This is a genomic window from Thalassobius sp. Cn5-15 (genome assembly GCF_022347685.1).
Classification (GTDB): Bacteria; Pseudomonadota; Alphaproteobacteria; order Rhodobacterales; family Rhodobacteraceae; genus Thalassobius.
Map to the genome: position 1 here is coordinate 1 of NZ_JAKRGF010000004.1, position 15548 is coordinate 15548.

The 15548-nt window shown below is 55.6% G+C and carries 13 protein-coding genes, 1 tRNA gene and 1 pseudogene; 10 read left to right on the forward strand and 5 right to left on the reverse strand.

Going from position 1 to position 15548, the window contains the following annotated elements; genetic code table 11:
• The 6 genes from MHM86_RS10025 to urtE form a co-directional block, all read left to right on the forward strand.
• Positions 1-285, forward strand: a 285-nt coding sequence (locus MHM86_RS10025; protein ID WP_239198690.1) for a hypothetical protein, incomplete at its 5' end; no start/stop codon positions are given.
• 419 nt (positions 286-704) lie between these two features.
• Positions 705-1985 carry an urea ABC transporter substrate-binding protein gene (gene urtA, locus MHM86_RS10030; protein ID WP_239198693.1) on the forward strand — a complete coding sequence of 427 codons (1281 nt, stop codon included), beginning with the start codon at positions 705-707 and terminating at the stop codon, positions 1983-1985.
• A 123-nt stretch (positions 1986-2108) separates the two neighbouring features.
• Positions 2109-4076, forward strand: coding sequence for an urea ABC transporter permease subunit UrtB (gene urtB / locus MHM86_RS10035; RefSeq protein ID WP_239198696.1), 1968 nt, complete (start codon positions 2109-2111; stop codon positions 4074-4076).
• Positions 4077-4272: 196 nt separating this feature from the next.
• Positions 4273-5445, forward strand: coding sequence for an urea ABC transporter permease subunit UrtC (urtC, locus tag MHM86_RS10040; protein ID WP_239198699.1), 1173 nt, complete (start codon positions 4273-4275; stop codon positions 5443-5445).
• Positions 5442-6182 (forward strand): urea ABC transporter ATP-binding protein UrtD, encoded by a 741-nt coding sequence (gene urtD / locus MHM86_RS10045; RefSeq protein ID WP_239198702.1) that lies wholly within the window; start codon positions 5442-5444, stop codon positions 6180-6182. Before urtC ends, urtD begins: the two co-directional genes overlap by 4 nt.
• Before the next feature lie 3 nt (positions 6183-6185).
• Positions 6186-6881, forward strand: coding sequence for an urea ABC transporter ATP-binding subunit UrtE (urtE, locus tag MHM86_RS10050; RefSeq protein ID WP_239198705.1), 696 nt, complete (start codon positions 6186-6188; stop codon positions 6879-6881).
• A 6-nt stretch (positions 6882-6887) separates the two neighbouring features.
• Here the strand turns inward: urtE and MHM86_RS10055 are convergent, their stop codons facing one another.
• The gene (locus MHM86_RS10055) at positions 6888-7499 is read right to left on the reverse strand and encodes a glutathione S-transferase family protein (protein ID WP_239198708.1); all 612 of its coding nucleotides are present in this window, start codon (positions 7497-7499) and stop codon (positions 6888-6890) included.
• A 110-nt stretch (positions 7500-7609) separates the two neighbouring features.
• On the reverse strand, positions 7610-8398 hold the full coding sequence (locus MHM86_RS10060; RefSeq protein ID WP_239198711.1) for an enoyl-CoA hydratase: 789 nt from the start codon (positions 8396-8398) through the stop codon (positions 7610-7612).
• A gap of 382 nt (positions 8399-8780) precedes the next feature.
• Here MHM86_RS10060 and MHM86_RS10065 point away from each other — a divergent pair, with 382 nt between their 5' ends.
• The gene (locus tag MHM86_RS10065; RefSeq protein WP_239198714.1) at positions 8781-9254 is read left to right on the forward strand and encodes a helix-turn-helix domain-containing protein; all 474 of its coding nucleotides are present in this window, start codon (positions 8781-8783) and stop codon (positions 9252-9254) included.
• Between the two features lie 4 nt (positions 9255-9258).
• Here MHM86_RS10065 and MHM86_RS10070 read toward each other — a convergent pair whose 3' ends face one another.
• Positions 9259-10164 (reverse strand): bestrophin family protein, encoded by a 906-nt coding sequence (locus MHM86_RS10070; protein WP_239198717.1) that lies wholly within the window; start codon positions 10162-10164, stop codon positions 9259-9261.
• A 498-nt stretch (positions 10165-10662) separates the two neighbouring features.
• Here MHM86_RS10070 and MHM86_RS10075 point away from each other — a divergent pair, with 498 nt between their 5' ends.
• A complete protein-coding gene (locus MHM86_RS10075; protein WP_239198720.1) occupies positions 10663-12111 on the forward strand; it encodes a DNA cytosine methyltransferase in 1449 nt (482 codons plus the stop codon).
• Here the strand turns inward: MHM86_RS10075 and MHM86_RS10080 are convergent.
• Entirely contained in the window at positions 12108-12977 is an 870-nt protein-coding gene (locus MHM86_RS10080; RefSeq protein ID WP_239198723.1) for a hypothetical protein, read from the reverse strand. The genes MHM86_RS10075 and MHM86_RS10080 overlap by 4 nt on opposite strands.
• Positions 12978-13601: 624 nt before the next feature.
• On the opposite strand from MHM86_RS10080, the gene MHM86_RS10085 reads away from it, so the two are divergent.
• Together MHM86_RS10085 and MHM86_RS17145 are read left to right on the forward strand one after the other, a co-directional pair.
• Positions 13602-13910: a hypothetical protein gene (locus MHM86_RS10085; protein WP_239198726.1), complete on the forward strand. Its 309-nt coding sequence runs from the start codon at positions 13602-13604 to the stop codon at positions 13908-13910.
• Positions 13903-14931, forward strand: a pseudogene (locus MHM86_RS17145) (recombinase family protein); the annotation flags it as partial. The gene MHM86_RS10085 and the pseudogene MHM86_RS17145, both read left to right, overlap by 8 nt.
• A 499-nt stretch (positions 14932-15430) precedes the next feature.
• Here the strand turns inward: MHM86_RS17145 and MHM86_RS10090 are convergent.
• Positions 15431-15506: transfer RNA gene (locus MHM86_RS10090), tRNA-Thr, on the reverse strand.
• Positions 15507-15548: the final 42 nt, after the last annotated feature.

The window sequence follows — 15548 nt, forward strand, 5'->3', positions numbered from 1 at the left end:
GTGCGCCTCAGCGCCGCCGGTGAAGGGGGTTCTAAGGTGATTGCAGAAGAGCCGCAAGCGGTTTTTAAAGAAAAAACAAAAAAACATGAAACTTTTTTAAAAAAACAACAAAATCAATGGGTTGAGGCTTATGTTGTCGCAAACAAAAACAGCTACCGAACCCCAAAAGTGCCCAAGATAGGCGCAGAACACCAGAATTGCTGCGACTCCTCCCATAAGTCTGGCAGAGACTCGGGAAAAAGGGGGCAGAATCCGACTCGGGCGCGTGTTGATTCCGCTGCTTAGACCGACTCGATTCCGCAAAACCTGCATCTAGGTCGCTGCATAAGCCGTCTTCATCCCAGAGATACGCGTGTTTTCATGGCAATTGCTGCGCTGCGGCGCCAATATCCATGTCATTTTAGCCGTATTATTGTTCAATTGTGATCTTTGCGCCCAAATTTCGCTCAACAGATCGGTAAATCCACGGAGTTCCCCCCCGACAAACTGCCCAAAACCTCAGCAAGAGGTTTGGCTGTGGCTGCCTGCGGGACAGTCAAACGGGACATCAGGGAACGCGGGTGTGTGGCGACCATACGATTTGGAACCTCGGTACAGCCGCCACACGGATCGCAACACAAGTTGCGGGGACAGGTAAGGCGAAAGGTCGACTGCACGCAAGTCGGGACGCGCCACCTTCTATATGAGCCCCGCAGGAGGACTGCATGACACTCTTGAAATCCACTCTGGCCAGCTCGCTTATCTTTGCCTCGCTCACTGGCGCAGCACTGGCAGCAGAAGACACCATTAAGGTTGGCGTATTACATTCGCTGTCCGGCACCATGGCGATTTCGGAAACCACTCTGAAAGACACCATGCTGATGCTGATCGACCAGCAGAACGCAAAGGGCGGCCTTTTGGGCAAACAGCTGGAAGCGGTTGTTGTTGATCCCGCATCGGATTGGCCGCTGTTTGCCGAAAAGGCACGTGAGCTGCTGACCGTGCATGAGGTGGACGTGATCTTTGGCAACTGGACCTCTGTATCGCGCAAATCCGTGCTGCCAGTGATCGAAGAGCTGAACGGCCTGCTGTTCTATCCGGTGCAATATGAAGGTGAGGAATCATCAAAGAACGTTTTCTACACCGGCGCCGCACCGAACCAGCAGGCAATCCCCGCCACCGACTACTTCCTTGAGGAGCTGGGCGTAGAGAAGTTTGCACTGCTGGGCACTGACTATGTTTACCCACGTACCACCAACAACATTCTGGAAAGCTACCTGAAGGGTAAAGGCATCGCCGAAGAGGACATCTTTGTGAACTATACGCCCTTTGGCCATTCCGACTGGTCGAAGATTGTGGCCGACGTCGTAGCGCTGGGTGCGGATGGTAAGAAGGTTGGCGTAATCTCTACCATCAACGGCGACGCCAACATCGGCTTCTATAAGGAACTGGCGGCTGCGGGCATTTCCGCAGATGACATTCCTGTTGTCGCCTTCTCGGTTGGTGAAGAGGAACTGGCGGGTCTGGATACTTCGAACCTCGTGGGCCATCTGGCGGCATGGAACTACTTCCAGTCCGCCGAGAGTGAAGTGAACGCCTCCTTCGTGGACACATGGAAAGCAACCATGGGCGATGAGCGTGTGACCAACGACCCGATGGAAGCGCATTACATCGGCTTTAACATGTGGGTGAACGCCGCGAGTGAGGCTGGAAGCACCGAAGTCGACGCCGTGCGCGCCAAGATGTACGGGCAGGAATACCCGAACCTGACCGGCGGCACCGCGGTCATGCTGCCAAACCACCACCTGGCGAAACCGGTTCTGATCGGTGAGATCCAGGAAGACGGTCAGTTCGACATCATCAGCCAAACCGCTGAGGTCGCAGGTGACGCATGGACCGATTTCCTGCCAGCCTCCGCCGTACTGAAATCAGATTGGAAAGATCTGGAATGCGGCATGTACAACACCGAAACCGGTACCTGCGTACAGCTTTTGTCGAACTACTAAGGTTGACTATATTATGTGCGGAGGGGGCTTTGGTCCCCTCTGCGCACCGCCCTCCTGCGACACCTCGCGGACAGGCGGGTGCCCCTCATATTATACCGGCCCAAGACTGACGGATCCCCGACAATGAGACAGATATATGCAGCGGCTCTGGCACTGCTCTTGTTTTGTGTGACTGCGCTAAGTGCTGCCTCGCAGGACACACAGGATGCGCGGGCCATTCAGCCCCTCTTGCAACAGCATCAGGCGGTGATTGCAAAATCCTCGCGCAAGACAATCGGCCCCGTAATCGACGCCATTGCCGCCAGCGGGCTGCCACAGGCACAACAGGTGCTGCAGGTCTGGGCGGCCAAGGATATGTGGATACGAAAATCCGACGGCCACTTCTTCATCGGGGAGAAGGTCGGGGGCAAAACCTACCGCCTGACTGATTTTGACAGCGGCGATGTGGTAGGAGAGTTTCAGAAGGGGGATCTGAAACAGCTGAAACCCAACAGCGGCATCCGGGCGCTGATCGCCACCGCGCTGGTACAATTCAAGCTCACCGATCCTGACCCCGCCGCCCGCGCCGATGCGCTGCAATCCGTAGCGCGCAATCCTTCCGCCGATCAGCTGGCGCCGCTGCGTGCATCAATCAACAGCGAAGCGAACGCCGCGCTTGCCACGCAAAAGCTGCGGCTGGAACGGCTGCTGACCATTCGCTTTGGCGCCAGTGACGCCGAACGTATCAGCGCAATTGAGGATATGGCGGGAGATCTGGGCGTTGATCTGCGCGCCACGCTTAATCCCGTTGTCACCACCGTGCGCGAAGCTACACCCACGTTGCCGGACGCAAACATCGCCAAAACGCTGACCGTTGGCGAAGACATCAGCACGAGTGAGGCCTACGCCCTGCTGGTCGCCGCCAAACTGGCCCCCGCGCCGGTCAGCGACGATGTGATCCGCACCGCCCTTGCCGACCATATAGATGGGGGCCGCGTCGGTGACGTGCCGGTTGCGCAGCTATCTGATCCCGCCCAGCGCACCCGTGCCTACGAGGCCTTGACCAACGCGGGCAAGGTCGCCCCGCTAGTGGGCGAGGCCGATATTGCACAGGCTCTGGCCAACCACGTTATATATGACCGCTATCTGGACCCATCCGCTGCCGTCACCGCAGCCGCCGCCAAGGCGCTGAAGGATATTGAGGTAAAGGTGGCCTTGAACCAGACGCTGGATCTGGGACTGGATGCGCTCTCGCTCGCCTCGATCTACTTCCTCGCCGCCATTGGACTGGCGATCACCTTTGGTGTGATGGGCGTCATTAACATGGCCCATGGCGAATTTATCATGATGGGCGCCTATACTGGGTATGTGGTGCAACAGATCGTGCCCGATCACACCCTGTCGATCCTGATCGCCATTCCCACGGCCTTTGCCGTGACCTTCGCCGCCGGCGTGGTGATGGAACGCCTGGTGATCCGCCATCTATATGCACGGCCCCTAGAAACACTGCTGGCGACCTTCGGAATTTCCATTGCACTGCAACAGCTGGCAAAGAACATCTTTGGCACGCAGGCCCGCCCGCTGACCGCGCCCGGCTGGCTGGATGGCGCGTGGATGATGAATGATGTGGTGTCGATCAGCTATATTCGCATCGCCATATTTGTACTGGCGTTGATCTTCCTTGCGGTGTTCCTGTTCATCATCAAACGCACCCGTCTTGGCCTTGAAACCCGTGCGGTGACCCAGAACCCGGCGATGGCGGCTCAGATGGGTATAAACCCCGGTCGGGTCAACATGCTGACCTTTGGCCTTGGCTCCGGCATTGCCGGTGTTGCGGGCGTCGCCATTGGATTGTTTGCCAAAGTCACATCTGAACTGGGCAGCGACTATATCGTTCAAAGCTTCATGACCGTGGTTGTCGGCGGTGTCGGCAACATATGGGGCACACTGGCCGGTGCGGCACTGATCGGCTTCCTCCAGAAAGGGATCGAGTGGCTCAACCCGTCGAACACACTGGCGGCACAGACCTACATGATCATCTTTATCATCATCTTCATACAATTCCGGCCACGAGGCATCATCGCTCTTAAGGGTCGCGCGGCGGGGGATTGAGCGATGTACGGATATCTAAAAGGCAGCCCACGAACCGCATGGGGCGGGTATGCCAAACAAACTGCCCGCTGTGCTTCGCACAACAGATCACAAACTCAATACCTAAAGACCGAAACCCCCGCCCCGTTGGGGGGCGGCGGTTCGGAAGCCGCCCGACCTGCCGGCTGGCATAACACTATTTTCGGAGGCACCGCACATGCAGCGTAGTTTCATTGCACGGAACCCTTCGGTTCTGATCTTCCTCTCCCTGTTGGCGCTTTTCACCCTTGTGGTCACGGTGCTGAGTGAAGGGGCTGGTGCAGGTTTCATCTCCACCTCTTTCATCAAAACATTGGGCAAAACGCTCTGCCTCTGCCTCATTGCAGTGGCGATGGATCTGATCTGGGGCTACGCGGGTATCCTCAGCCTTGGCCATTTCGCCTTCTTCGGGCTGGGCGGCTACATGATCGGCATGTGGCTGATGTATGAACGCACCCGTCTGATTGTAGTGGACTCCCTCAACCAGACCGAGATTCCCCCGACAGAGGCAGAGGTGATTGAGGCCATCGGCACGCAGATCTTCGGCGTTGTGGGATCGTCGGACTTTCCGATGATCTGGGCCTTTGCTGACAGTTTGATATTGCAACTGGCGCTCGTGGTGCTGGTGCCAGGCATGCTGGCGCTGATCTTTGGCTGGCTGGCGTTTCGCAGCCGTGTCACTGGCGTATACCTGTCAATCCTGACACAGGCGATGACACTGGCCCTCGCCCTCTACCTGTTTCAGAACGACAGCGGCTTGCGCGGCAACAACGGTCTGTCCGGCCTGCAAAACCTGCCGGGCGTCACCGCGTCACAGGATATCGTATCGCTGTGGTTTCTCTGGGCATCAGCCTTTGCTCTAGGCGCGGGCTACTTCCTTGCGGCATGGGTCGTATCGGGCAAGTTCGGCTCGGTCATCTGCGGCATTCGCGACAATGAGGCCCGCGTGCGCTTCCTTGGTTATTCGGTGGAGGCGTACAAACTCGCCCTCTTCACCCTGACCGCCTGCCTCGCGGCCATCGCGGGGGCGCTTTATTACCCGCAGGCCGGCATCATAAATCCAGCAGAGATTGCGCCGATTGCGTCCATCTATCTTGCAGTCTGGGTTGCCATTGGCGGGCGCGGGCGGCTTTATGGTGCGGTCATTGGTGCAGCTTTTGTCAGCCTTCTCAGCACATGGTTCACAGGCGGGCAGGCCCCGGATCTGCCCATGGGCGTCTATACAGTGAAATGGGTGGATTGGTGGCTGGTGCTGCTGGGCGTGTCTTTCGTCCTCGTAACACTCTTTGCGCCCAAAGGCATCGGCGGGCTATTTGACCTGATCCCAACAAAGAAAGGGTCAGAAGAATGAGTATGCTTCTGGAAGTGTCCGGCGTGTCGGTCAGCTTTGACGGATTCAAGGCGATCAACAACCTCAGCTTCAACATCGGTGAGGCCGAGCTGCGGGCGATCATCGGCCCTAATGGCGCGGGCAAGACGACGTTTATGGATATCGTCACCGGTAAAACCCGCCCGGATGAGGGGCGGGTGATCTGGGGCGAAAAATCGGTGTCGCTGCTGAAAATGTCTGAAGCGCAGATCGCGCAGGCGGGTGTGGGGCGCAAGTTCCAGAAACCCACCGTGTTTGAGGATCAGACCGTGCAAGAAAACCTGCTGGTGTCACTGAAAAACCCACGCAGCTGGCTGTCGGTTCTGACCTATCGCCCGACGGCCGAGGATCTGGGCCGCGTCGATGCACTGGCGGAGGAGATTGGCCTAAGCGATCAACTGACCCGTCTGGCGGGGGAGCTGAGCCATGGTCAGAAACAGTGGCTGGAAATCGGGATGCTGCTGGCGCAGGAACCGCGTCTGTTGCTGGTCGATGAACCAGCGGCGGGCATGACCGTCACCGAACGCCAGCACACCACCGACATTCTGGTGGAGGCCGCGAAGACCCGCGCCGTGGTGGTGGTGGAACACGATATGGAATTTGTCCGCCGCCTGAACTGCAAGGTCACCGTCCTGCACGAAGGCAGCGTTCTGGCCGAAGGATCACTGGACCACGTAACCGCAAATAAGGACGTGATCGACGTCTATCTAGGGCGCTAAGCGATGCTGACACTTGATAATTTGACGCTGCACTATGGCCATTCACAAATCCTGCACGGCGTGTCGATGGAGGCCGCGCAGGGCGAGGTCACCTGCCTGATGGGCACCAACGGTGTAGGCAAAACCAGCCTGATCAAGGCCATCGCTGGCACCCACGCGCGATCAGGTGGCAATATGACACTGGATGGCGAAGCGCTGCCAGTGCTGCCACCACATGCATTGGCCCGCAAGGGCATCGCCACGGTGCCACAGGGCCGCGATGTGTTTCCGCTACTGACGGTCACAGAAAACCTGCAAACAGGGTTTGCCTGTCTGCCCCGCGATCAGCATTTTATTCCAGATGAGATCTATGACCTGTTTCCGGTGCTGAAAAAGATGCAGAACCGCCGTGGCGGCGATCTGTCTGGCGGACAGCAGCAACAACTGGCGATTGCCCGTGCGCTGATCACCAAACCCAAGCTGTTGTTGCTGGATGAGCCAACAGAGGGCATTCAGCCCAACATCATCCAGCAAATCGGCGAAGTAATCCGCCATCTGCGCACCCAAGGCAGCATGGCGATTGTCCTGGTCGAACAGTATTTCGATTTCGCCTACGATCTTGCCGACCGTTTCAGCGTTCTTCGGCGCGGCGAGGTAATTCTGCAAGGCGACAAAAACAACGTCAGCCGTGACGAAGTGCTTGCGGGCGTATCAGTCTAAACTGGCTTAGTTCCCTCCGCCAGCCGCAACCGCCCGCTGATAGGCCGGGCGCGCCATCATCGCATGGGCAAAGGCGGCAAGGCGGGGAAATGCCTCCTCCCGGCCCATGCGCAGCACGCTCATCGCGGGGAAGCTCAGCATAATGTCCACCGCCGACAGCTGATCCAGCACAAAGTGGCCAGAGGGGCGCAGACTGTCCTCCATGAATTGCAGGTGGTTGGTCACCTCCGACTGAATACGCGGCTGCAGCGGTGCGCCAGCATCACCCAAAGTGCCAACGTAGATCTGCAACAACAGCGGAATCATCGCCGACCCTTCGGCGAAATGCATCATCTCCAGATGCGTCAGATAGGCAGCGGATCCTTTTTCCGGCACCATCTGAGGACCATTCAGTGCACAAAGGTGCTCCACAATCGCGCCGGATTCCGCCAGCCGCTGACCGTCAATCTCAACCACCGGTGATTTACCTAGGGGATGCACCTGCAACAGTTCCGGCGGGGCCAGAAAGGTCACCGCGTCCCGTTCATAGCGCTGCACATCGTAGGGCAAGCCCAACTCCTCCAACAGCCAAAGGATCCGCAAGGACCGAGACTGCGACAGATGGTGAACCTTGATCATGATGGGCCTGCTTTCTGAAAGGGCAACGGGTGAAACGACAAAGCGCCCCCAATTTGGGGACGCTTTTCATATGCTTACCAGCCCACCAAGGGGCAAGGTGACACGTTGGCTCATGCCACCGGAATGTTGGAGAAGTCCGGTTCACGCTTTTCAGCAAAAGCGCTGACGGCTTCGGCGAACTCAGGACCTTTCAGACCTTCGTAGAACTGTTTGAACTCCAGCTCGATCCGTTCGGCCAGACCTTCGCCGGCAACATCACGCATCAGGGCACGCGACCGCATCATCGCGTTTGGCGGCTGTTTGACCAGCATTGCTGCGGCCTTTTCAGCGGCAGCAGCCACCTCTTCCTGCGGCAGAACCGAGGAGACCAGGCCAAGGCTTTCTGCCTCAGCGGCAGAGAACATGCGGCCCAAGAGAACCAGCTCAGCCGCCTTGGCAGCGCCCATCAGACGCGGCAGCAGGAAGGATGACCCCGCCTCTGGCACAACGCCGAGGTTTACAAACGGCATGCGGAACTTGGTATCTTCGGCCGCATAGATAATGTCGCAATGCAGCAGCATGGTCACACCGATGCCCACGGCCAGACCTTCAACCTGTGCCACGATCGGTTTGTTGAAGCGGACGATTTCCTCGACAAACTGTACCGGCGCAGGCACCTGGCCTTTGGACGCGCTGAAACCATTTACGTCGTTACCGGATGAGAACACACCACCGGCACCGCGCAGCAGCACCGCGCGGATACTGCAATCAGTCGCCGCTTCGGCCAGGGCGTCTTTCATCTCCAGATACATTTCACGGGTGATGGCGTTTTTCTTGGTCGGATTATCCATGGTCAGACGCAGGATGCCGTCCTGACGTTCGATCCCAATCTTTGCCTCGGGCGCGGTGGCGTTGGTCATGTTATTTACTCCAATAGCGGTCCGCTGGAGCTGAGAGATCAGCGCGTGCGGGAACCGGTTCCTCCGGTGATGGGACGGTGATAACGGCTGGTGACAGGAAATTCTTCCTGTTCGTTGCGTCAATCACATGGTGCCGAAATTCAAACGGATACCGATGTTGAACACCGCACCAATGATCAGGCATACGCCCTTCTTCTGACATCTCTCCTCTTTGTTGTAGAAGTCGCCAGAACAGGCCCTGGTCCTCCCCGACGCTGCGCGCCTCGGCGCTAGAGCGCGAAAGATATGGTCATCAGGACTGGTTTGTATTTTAAACTCAAGTGAATTTGACGGATCGCCTCAACCGCATTACTGATCAATCAGGACATGACGTAGGGGCAAAATGGCCGGTCGACACAAACAAACCTGCTCGCTCGCTGGGTTCCTGAATGTTTTCGGGGACGCGTGGTCGCTGATGATCGTGCGCGAAGCGATCTATGGAACCACACGGTTTTCCGAGTTTCAGCGTAACACAGGTGCTGCCCGCAACCTGTTGTCGGAACGTCTGACTACATTGGTGAATCACGGCATTCTGAAAAAGGTGAACATCGCCAGTAAAGGCGAACGCTACGCCTATGAGCTGACGGAAAAGGGCCGCAGCCTGCAACCTCTGCTGGCAGGTATCATCCTGTGGAGCAATGAACATCTCTATCGTGAGGATAGCGCGCCCAATCGCGTGATCGACACCACCACAGGGGACGAACTGCACGGCATCACTCTCACCCATACCCCCACACAGATGCCCCACGACATCCGCGTGGTTGCCGGACCCGGCGCCAGCTCTGCCGCGCGCAAACGCTTGGCAGAGATCTACTGACCTATCAGCTCAGCACATGATTGCTGGCGGCCAGCCCGTCCGGCACCGGACGGCCCAGCGCCTCGGCCACAGAAATTTCCATCGTCCGGCACATTGCATCCAGCGGCAGCCCGTTCTGCACATTGCGGAAGGGCTGTTCCAACTCGTTCGTCACCGCCTGCAGGCCAAAGAAGACATAGGCCACAACAGCGGCAAAGACCGGGGCAAAGCCACCTGTCGCCTCGATCAACGCGAAGGGCAGCAGCCAGCAATACAGATAGGTCGTGCGTCGCACGAGCAGCGAATAGACAAACGGCAGCGGTGTTGCCGCGATCCTCTCACACCCCGCCTGCGCTAAGGCCAGCGAGGCCAGCGTCTGCGAAACGGTCATCTGGCCAAACCCGTCCAAATCACCCTGACCCGCCAGTTCACTGACCTGATCCGCCATATCCCGCAGCGCCGCATCCGCAGGATTGCGATGGGCCAAAAGCACCTCTGCCTCATTGACGCCGATCCAGCCCACAATCTCATCACGTACGACAACGCCGCGCAGAAACCCGCGATGCAGATGGGCAAAGGCGACAACATAGGACAACATCCGCCCTCGCGCCGGACAATTGCCAGTGAACACGGTCATATGCCGCCCCAACGTGCGCACATCCGCGACCATCCCGCCCCACAATTTGCGCGCCTCCCACCAACGGTCATAGGCGGCGTTGTTGCGAAACCCCAGAAACAGCGACAACGCCACCCCAAAAATTCCCATCGCCCCGATCGAGATATGCGGAAGTGTCACCAAAAAGCGGTCGATCAAAAGGATCAAAACAGTCAACAGCGCAATCCCGATAATCTTGCCAAGGATCATCGGAACGACCGATCCTTGCATCACAAAAAACAGCTGAAGGGAGGAAGGTTGTTCACGAACAATCATTTAAGGGGCCACTGCGAGGTTAAGAGGGAGGACACTGGCCGCACGGCTGGCTGAGTTGATTAAACATCAAGCTGAGCCGGAAACCAAGGCGACACGACTACGCGCCGAACACTCAGATAATCGAATGGGAAAGCTCAAAGATTGGGAAAACTGGTGCACCTAAAAGGAGAAAGCTCGAACCGCATATTTGCTGATCTTCGACGTTATGAAGTCCTACTTAGGCAGTGTGCAGATCGCTCGAATACCAGTTTCCCAGCCCCCGAAACCTCAAGGTGATCTGGCGCACCTTTCTTTTCAACATGGAGAGAAATGGGTCCGGGTGCATGCTGCGCCGTATGCAGCTCCGACCAACACCGGACTACACTGCGATGAAGAAGCGGAGGGTCGTCGCAGCGGCCCTCCAACATTGAAATTCTGTTCCAAAGCTTAACGCAAAATTAGGTGCAGCACGTCATATTGAGGAAGGTTTAGTCGTTCACAATCTGTCGTAAGCTAGATATGCTGCACCAACGCCTCAAACAGCTACATTTTTTGGATATGCTCGAAGCCGTGAACAAAGTTGCCGACATCGAACCTCTTGCCGACGAGAGAACCGACACCAACCGTCGTCCAATGTACATGGTGGACATGTTCGCGGGCTGTGGTGGCCTGTCCATGGGCATGGAGAACGCGGACTTTGTTCCTGTCTTCGTGAACGAACTGAATCCGGACGCGATGGCAACCTATCTAAAAAACCGCCATCACTCCTTAGGAGGATTGCATTTCTCGGCGAATGAGGACCTCCGATGCAACGATGCCAACGACTTGCGTGGTCCGAGGCTTGAGCAACTGGTGTCCGATCTCAGGAATATTCCCGAACTGGGACTTCAATTCGATCTGGGAGCGAGTGCCGAGACAGGCGCTGGCTCCAATCTTGATGTTCTCGCGGGCGGCCCACCTTGCCAAGGCTTTTCCGGCATCGGGATCAGACGCTCTTATGACGTGGATAAGGCAGACTTGCCGTCCAACCACCTGTTCGTTCGCATGGCACACGTCATTCGCAAGCTTCGTCCCCGAATCTTCCTTTTCGAGAACGTGCAGGGCCTACTGAACGCGAAATGGACACGCGGTGGGACTGATAAAATTTTCCCGGATATCCTAGCCGAATTCCGTTCGATCCCCGGCTACACGGTTCGCTATTCACTTGTAAAAGCCAAGGACTACGGTGTGCCTCAGAACCGTCCTCGCGTTCTGCTGGTCGGAATTCGCGATGACATCGCAGCTTCTTGTGAATGGCTAGAGCCGCAAGCCCATAAAGAAGATGCCGTGACATGTGGCTTCCTCCCCAAGCCTACAGGAGGCTTTCCAGACCTTATCGACCTTCTGGGTGATTTGATCGACGATAATGTTGCCGATATCTTGCAGAGCGGAGATTTCGCGAAGGGGCCATTCATAACTGACAAATATCCTTCGACGCCAAAGACTGATCTTCAGAGGCAGCTTCGCACGGCCCCACACTGGTTCCAGAGCAAGACCGTGCCCTTGACCGAACAAGAGTACAGCAAACACAAGCCCAATATCGTTGCCAAGTTCCAGCACATGCTGGACAACAATGGCGAGATCCCGGTTCACTTTAAAACCAAAAAATTTTCCCAACGCGTTCTTCGGGCACGTTGGGGTAATACTGAACCCAACATTACTGCTACGTCACTGGCAGATGACTACGTTCATTTTAGCCAGCCGCGCGCCCTGACGGTACGTGAATGGGCACGTCTTCAGTTGTTCCCTGACTGGTACCAATTCGCGGGTAAGCGAACCACAGGTGGCCTGCGGCGTGCAGGCAACCCGCGTGAAGGTCTGTTCGACCGGGAAGTTCCGAAATACACCCAAATCGGAAATGCCGTTCCTGTTCGGCTAGCTGAGGCCGTGGGTGAACATTTTCGCAAAATTATCGACGCATCAGTTTAAGGTCCAAACAGTCCTATTTGTGCGTCGATTGATTGCTGTATGCTTGCCCGAACGTTCAAGCCGAACGCACTTGCGAAATTACTGTCAAAAATCTCTGACAAGGAAAGCGCGACACCAGACTTTGTGGGTAAGCCCCAGTAGTTTCCCCCGGTGAGATTGGCAACGCGCTTCACGGCCATCTGGGTGCTCTTACTTGGCATACGTCCTTCTTTTTGCGAAGGGACGGTCACGAATGAATAAGTGAACCTCTGGAGGTTCTTTACACTATATCCATTTTTTCCAATGTGGATACCTGTGCCTGGTCCAAAACTGGCTCGATACACCATATCCCACAACATCGGCACTTGGGCGTTGTCGTTCCAGTTTGTCTTGCACTGGATAATCCCCAACTCGATGTCACCGATGCGCTTGGCAACCTCGGCATCCAGATTCTTCATGAAATCCTTATCGAGCACTGGGAAATTGAAATTCTCAGGGTACACGACGACACAAACATCCGACTCTGTATTTGTCTGGTGGTTCCCGTATCGGATAGTTGTCGCATCCAGCAAGGTTCTAGGTACAACGGCCTGAGATTGCCGCATCGCAACCGCGTTGGTTCCCGAAAACACCAAGTTTAGATACCAAGTGACTAGGCTTTCCCAACCAGCCCCACCTCCGGACAATGACCCTTGGTCTCGCGCTCCAGTGTTGGTTGCGAAAAAGACCTCGCGAAGGTGATCACCAAGCTGATGTACCTTGATTGCATCGGAGAAATTGTCTGAGAGATTGGATAGAGCCCCCTCCCAAACAGGCCAGCAATCCTGCCACGTTTTGATCGAGGCCACAGCCTTCATAGCCAAATGTCTATGGTGCTCAGCGGTCATCGATTTACCCTCGATTGCGCCCTGTCTTTGGAGCGGTATATGCGAAACTCAAACACGAATTTACGGTTCAAAACGGGCCTCATGCTATTCCACGGAAATGAATTGTTATTCCGCGTCGAGACAGCAGAAAAACCGAGTGAACCTGACGGCATCACACGTCCATTGTCAACTTATATGACATTGTCAGCGAGACTGACACACGCCCTACGTGAAGCTCAAAAGCCGCGTATACGCCAAATTGCGACAGACATGCCCGATGACAAGCACCAAATTAGCCTTGCTTCTATGTCGTTTTCTTCACCATTGAGCATAAAGGGACAGTTAGAATGACATTATGCGATTCGTGTCATTTTTTGTGACATTGTCTTCTTCCAAGGAGACCGCTCGTCAAAGCCGCCAATCTCAGAGAGTTTAGCGGTTCGACTCTGAGCAAAGCTCCCAACCCTATTTATCAGGTGCTTAGCATCCCATCCCCCCGATGGCTCTCGGGGGGAGTGTACTCTGGGGGGCGCAAAATCGTGTCACGAACTCTTACCTTTCCAAGCGTCCCGTTCTTTCCTTAACCATTTGTAATAGCGCGATTTCATGGCGCAAACCTGATCTAAATCCAAGGAGAGTTCGAACATGGAGAACGAATTGAACCATGGAAAAATCATCGACTTCGTTGAGGCAAGGAACCGTCGGCACCTGAGTGGCAAGAAGCTCGAGATCGACGTAGAACGCTATCAAGGATACCTTGATGAGAACAATTTATCAGACGAACAACGAAAGGACTTCGTTCAGGCCCTATGGACAGTGATTGTAGCATTTGTCGACCTTGGATATGGCGTACATCCCGTTCAAGCTGCCGGAGCTGAAATAGTCTCTATCTCTGAACACCGGCCTCTCTCTGCCAAACAGAATCCTGAATTTGAAGGTGCCGCCCATGTTTGAAAAAAACCAACAGAAGCGGGCGAAATGCGTCATCTATTGCCGAGTTTCCTCAGTGAAACAGACCATGGATGGTGCAGGCCTTTCCAGTCAAGAACGAAGCTGTCGTGATTATGCTCAGCAGTGTGGCATGGCGGTGGAAGATGTTTTCACGGACGTCATCTCAGGGGCCAGTTCGAACCGCCCCGGCATGAACATGCTTTTGGCTTTCTTGAACCGCGTCGACGCCCGGGACTACATGGTGATCGTCGATGGCGTGTCGAGGTTTGCTCGAGACGTTGGCGCTCATACCGAACTACGCAACAAGATCATGACCGCAGGCGCTGCAATCGACAGCCCAAAGACCAAATGTGGTGTCGATGCAGAAAGTCGATTTTTGGAGATGCTCTGGGCCTTGTTGGCATCCCGCGACCGGGAGAAGAACGCGGAGCTATCTAAGACGCGAACCATTGCACGTCGAAAAAACGGATATTGGACCTTTTCGGCACCGATTGGATATCAGTACACCAAAGCCCCCGGTGGCGGTAAGCTCTTGGTCCGCAAGGAACCTGAAGCATCGATTATCCAAGAAGCTCTGGACGGCTTCACCTCTGGACGATTTCAGAGCCAAGCAGAGGTTAAGCGCTTCTTGGACAGCAAGCCTGAGTTCCCACGTCATCGTGGGTCCACGGAGATTAAGTTTGATCGCGTAACGGCCCTGCTTACACGGTTGGTTTATGCAGGTTATTTGGAAAAGGCGGATTGGGGTGTGCCGCTTACCAAGGCACAACATGAACCTTTGATTTCCTATGAAACGTACCTGATCAATCAGGATCGCTTGGAGGGTAAGAAGGTCGCGCCTGCTCGTAAAAACCTTGACCGGGATTTTATCCTGCGTGGTTTTCTGACCTGCAACGAATGTGGTTATAGTCTCACATCTTGTTGGTCGAAGAGCGGCACCGGAAAACGCTACCCCTATTACCTTTGTCACCATAGAGGTTGCAGCCAACGCGGCAAGTCAATCGCCAGAGGCAAACTGGAAGCCGAATTTGAGGGGCTTCTAAAGAGTCTTACGCCGACAGAAAAGACGTTCGAACTCGCCAGCGAAATGTTCAGAGATGCTTGGGGTCGCTATAAATCCAACTCCAAGGAGGAGGCGACGAGACATCGAACTCGCTTAAGGCAAATCGATGCCGAGGTAAGTTCGTTGCTCGACCGCGCAGCTCGAACTCAACATGAGGAAACGGCTCTGGCGTACGAAACGCGGATTGCCGAACTGCGTTCAGAAACAGCTATTCTGGAAGAAAAACTGTTGGATCGCGACGCTTCTGAGGAAAATTTTGACAAGATGTTCGAACTTACAATGCAGTTCCTCTCAAGTCCTTGGAACATATGGGAAAAAGGATCCTACGAACTGAAAAGAACGGTCTTAAGGTTGGCCTTTGCAGCACCTATTGACGTGTGCCGCGAAACGGGACTTCGAACTAGAGAAACGACCTTACCTTTCAAGGCGTTGCAGTTTCTATCAACGTCAGAAAGCAAAATGGTGCCTCAAGAGGGACTCGAACCCCCGACCTTGTCCTTACGAAGGACCTGCTCTACCAGCTGAGCTATTGAGGCACTTTGGTGGCGGGGCTATAGCACCCCGCCGGGTCTGGGAAA

What these genes read in the sequence shown, in the direction of transcription:
- urtD (WP_239198702.1), top strand. Translation starts at nt 5,442, where the DNA reads ATGAGTATGCTTCTGGAAGTGTCCGGCGTGTCGGTCAGCTTTGACGGA.
- urtC (WP_239198699.1), top strand. Translation starts at nt 4,273, where the DNA reads ATGCAGCGTAGTTTCATTGCACGGAACCCTTCGGTTCTGATCTTCCTC.
- MHM86_RS10055 (WP_239198708.1), bottom strand. Translation starts at nt 7,499, where the DNA reads ATGATCAAGGTTCACCATCTGTCGCAGTCTCGGTCCTTGCGGATCCTT.
- MHM86_RS10060 (WP_239198711.1), bottom strand. Translation starts at nt 8,398, where the DNA reads ATGACCAACGCCACCGCGCCCGAGGCAAAGATTGGGATCGAACGTCAG.
- MHM86_RS10085 (WP_239198726.1), top strand. Translation starts at nt 13,602, where the DNA reads ATGGAGAACGAATTGAACCATGGAAAAATCATCGACTTCGTTGAGGCA.
- urtE (WP_239198705.1), top strand. Translation starts at nt 6,186, where the DNA reads ATGCTGACACTTGATAATTTGACGCTGCACTATGGCCATTCACAAATC.
- urtB (WP_239198696.1), top strand. Translation starts at nt 2,109, where the DNA reads ATGAGACAGATATATGCAGCGGCTCTGGCACTGCTCTTGTTTTGTGTG.
- MHM86_RS10065 (WP_239198714.1), top strand. Translation starts at nt 8,781, where the DNA reads ATGGCCGGTCGACACAAACAAACCTGCTCGCTCGCTGGGTTCCTGAAT.
- MHM86_RS10075 (WP_239198720.1), top strand. Translation starts at nt 10,663, where the DNA reads ATGCTGCACCAACGCCTCAAACAGCTACATTTTTTGGATATGCTCGAA.
- urtA (WP_239198693.1), top strand. Translation starts at nt 705, where the DNA reads ATGACACTCTTGAAATCCACTCTGGCCAGCTCGCTTATCTTTGCCTCG.
- MHM86_RS10070 (WP_239198717.1), bottom strand. Translation starts at nt 10,164, where the DNA reads ATGATTGTTCGTGAACAACCTTCCTCCCTTCAGCTGTTTTTTGTGATG.
- MHM86_RS10080 (WP_239198723.1), bottom strand. Translation starts at nt 12,977, where the DNA reads ATGACCGCTGAGCACCATAGACATTTGGCTATGAAGGCTGTGGCCTCG.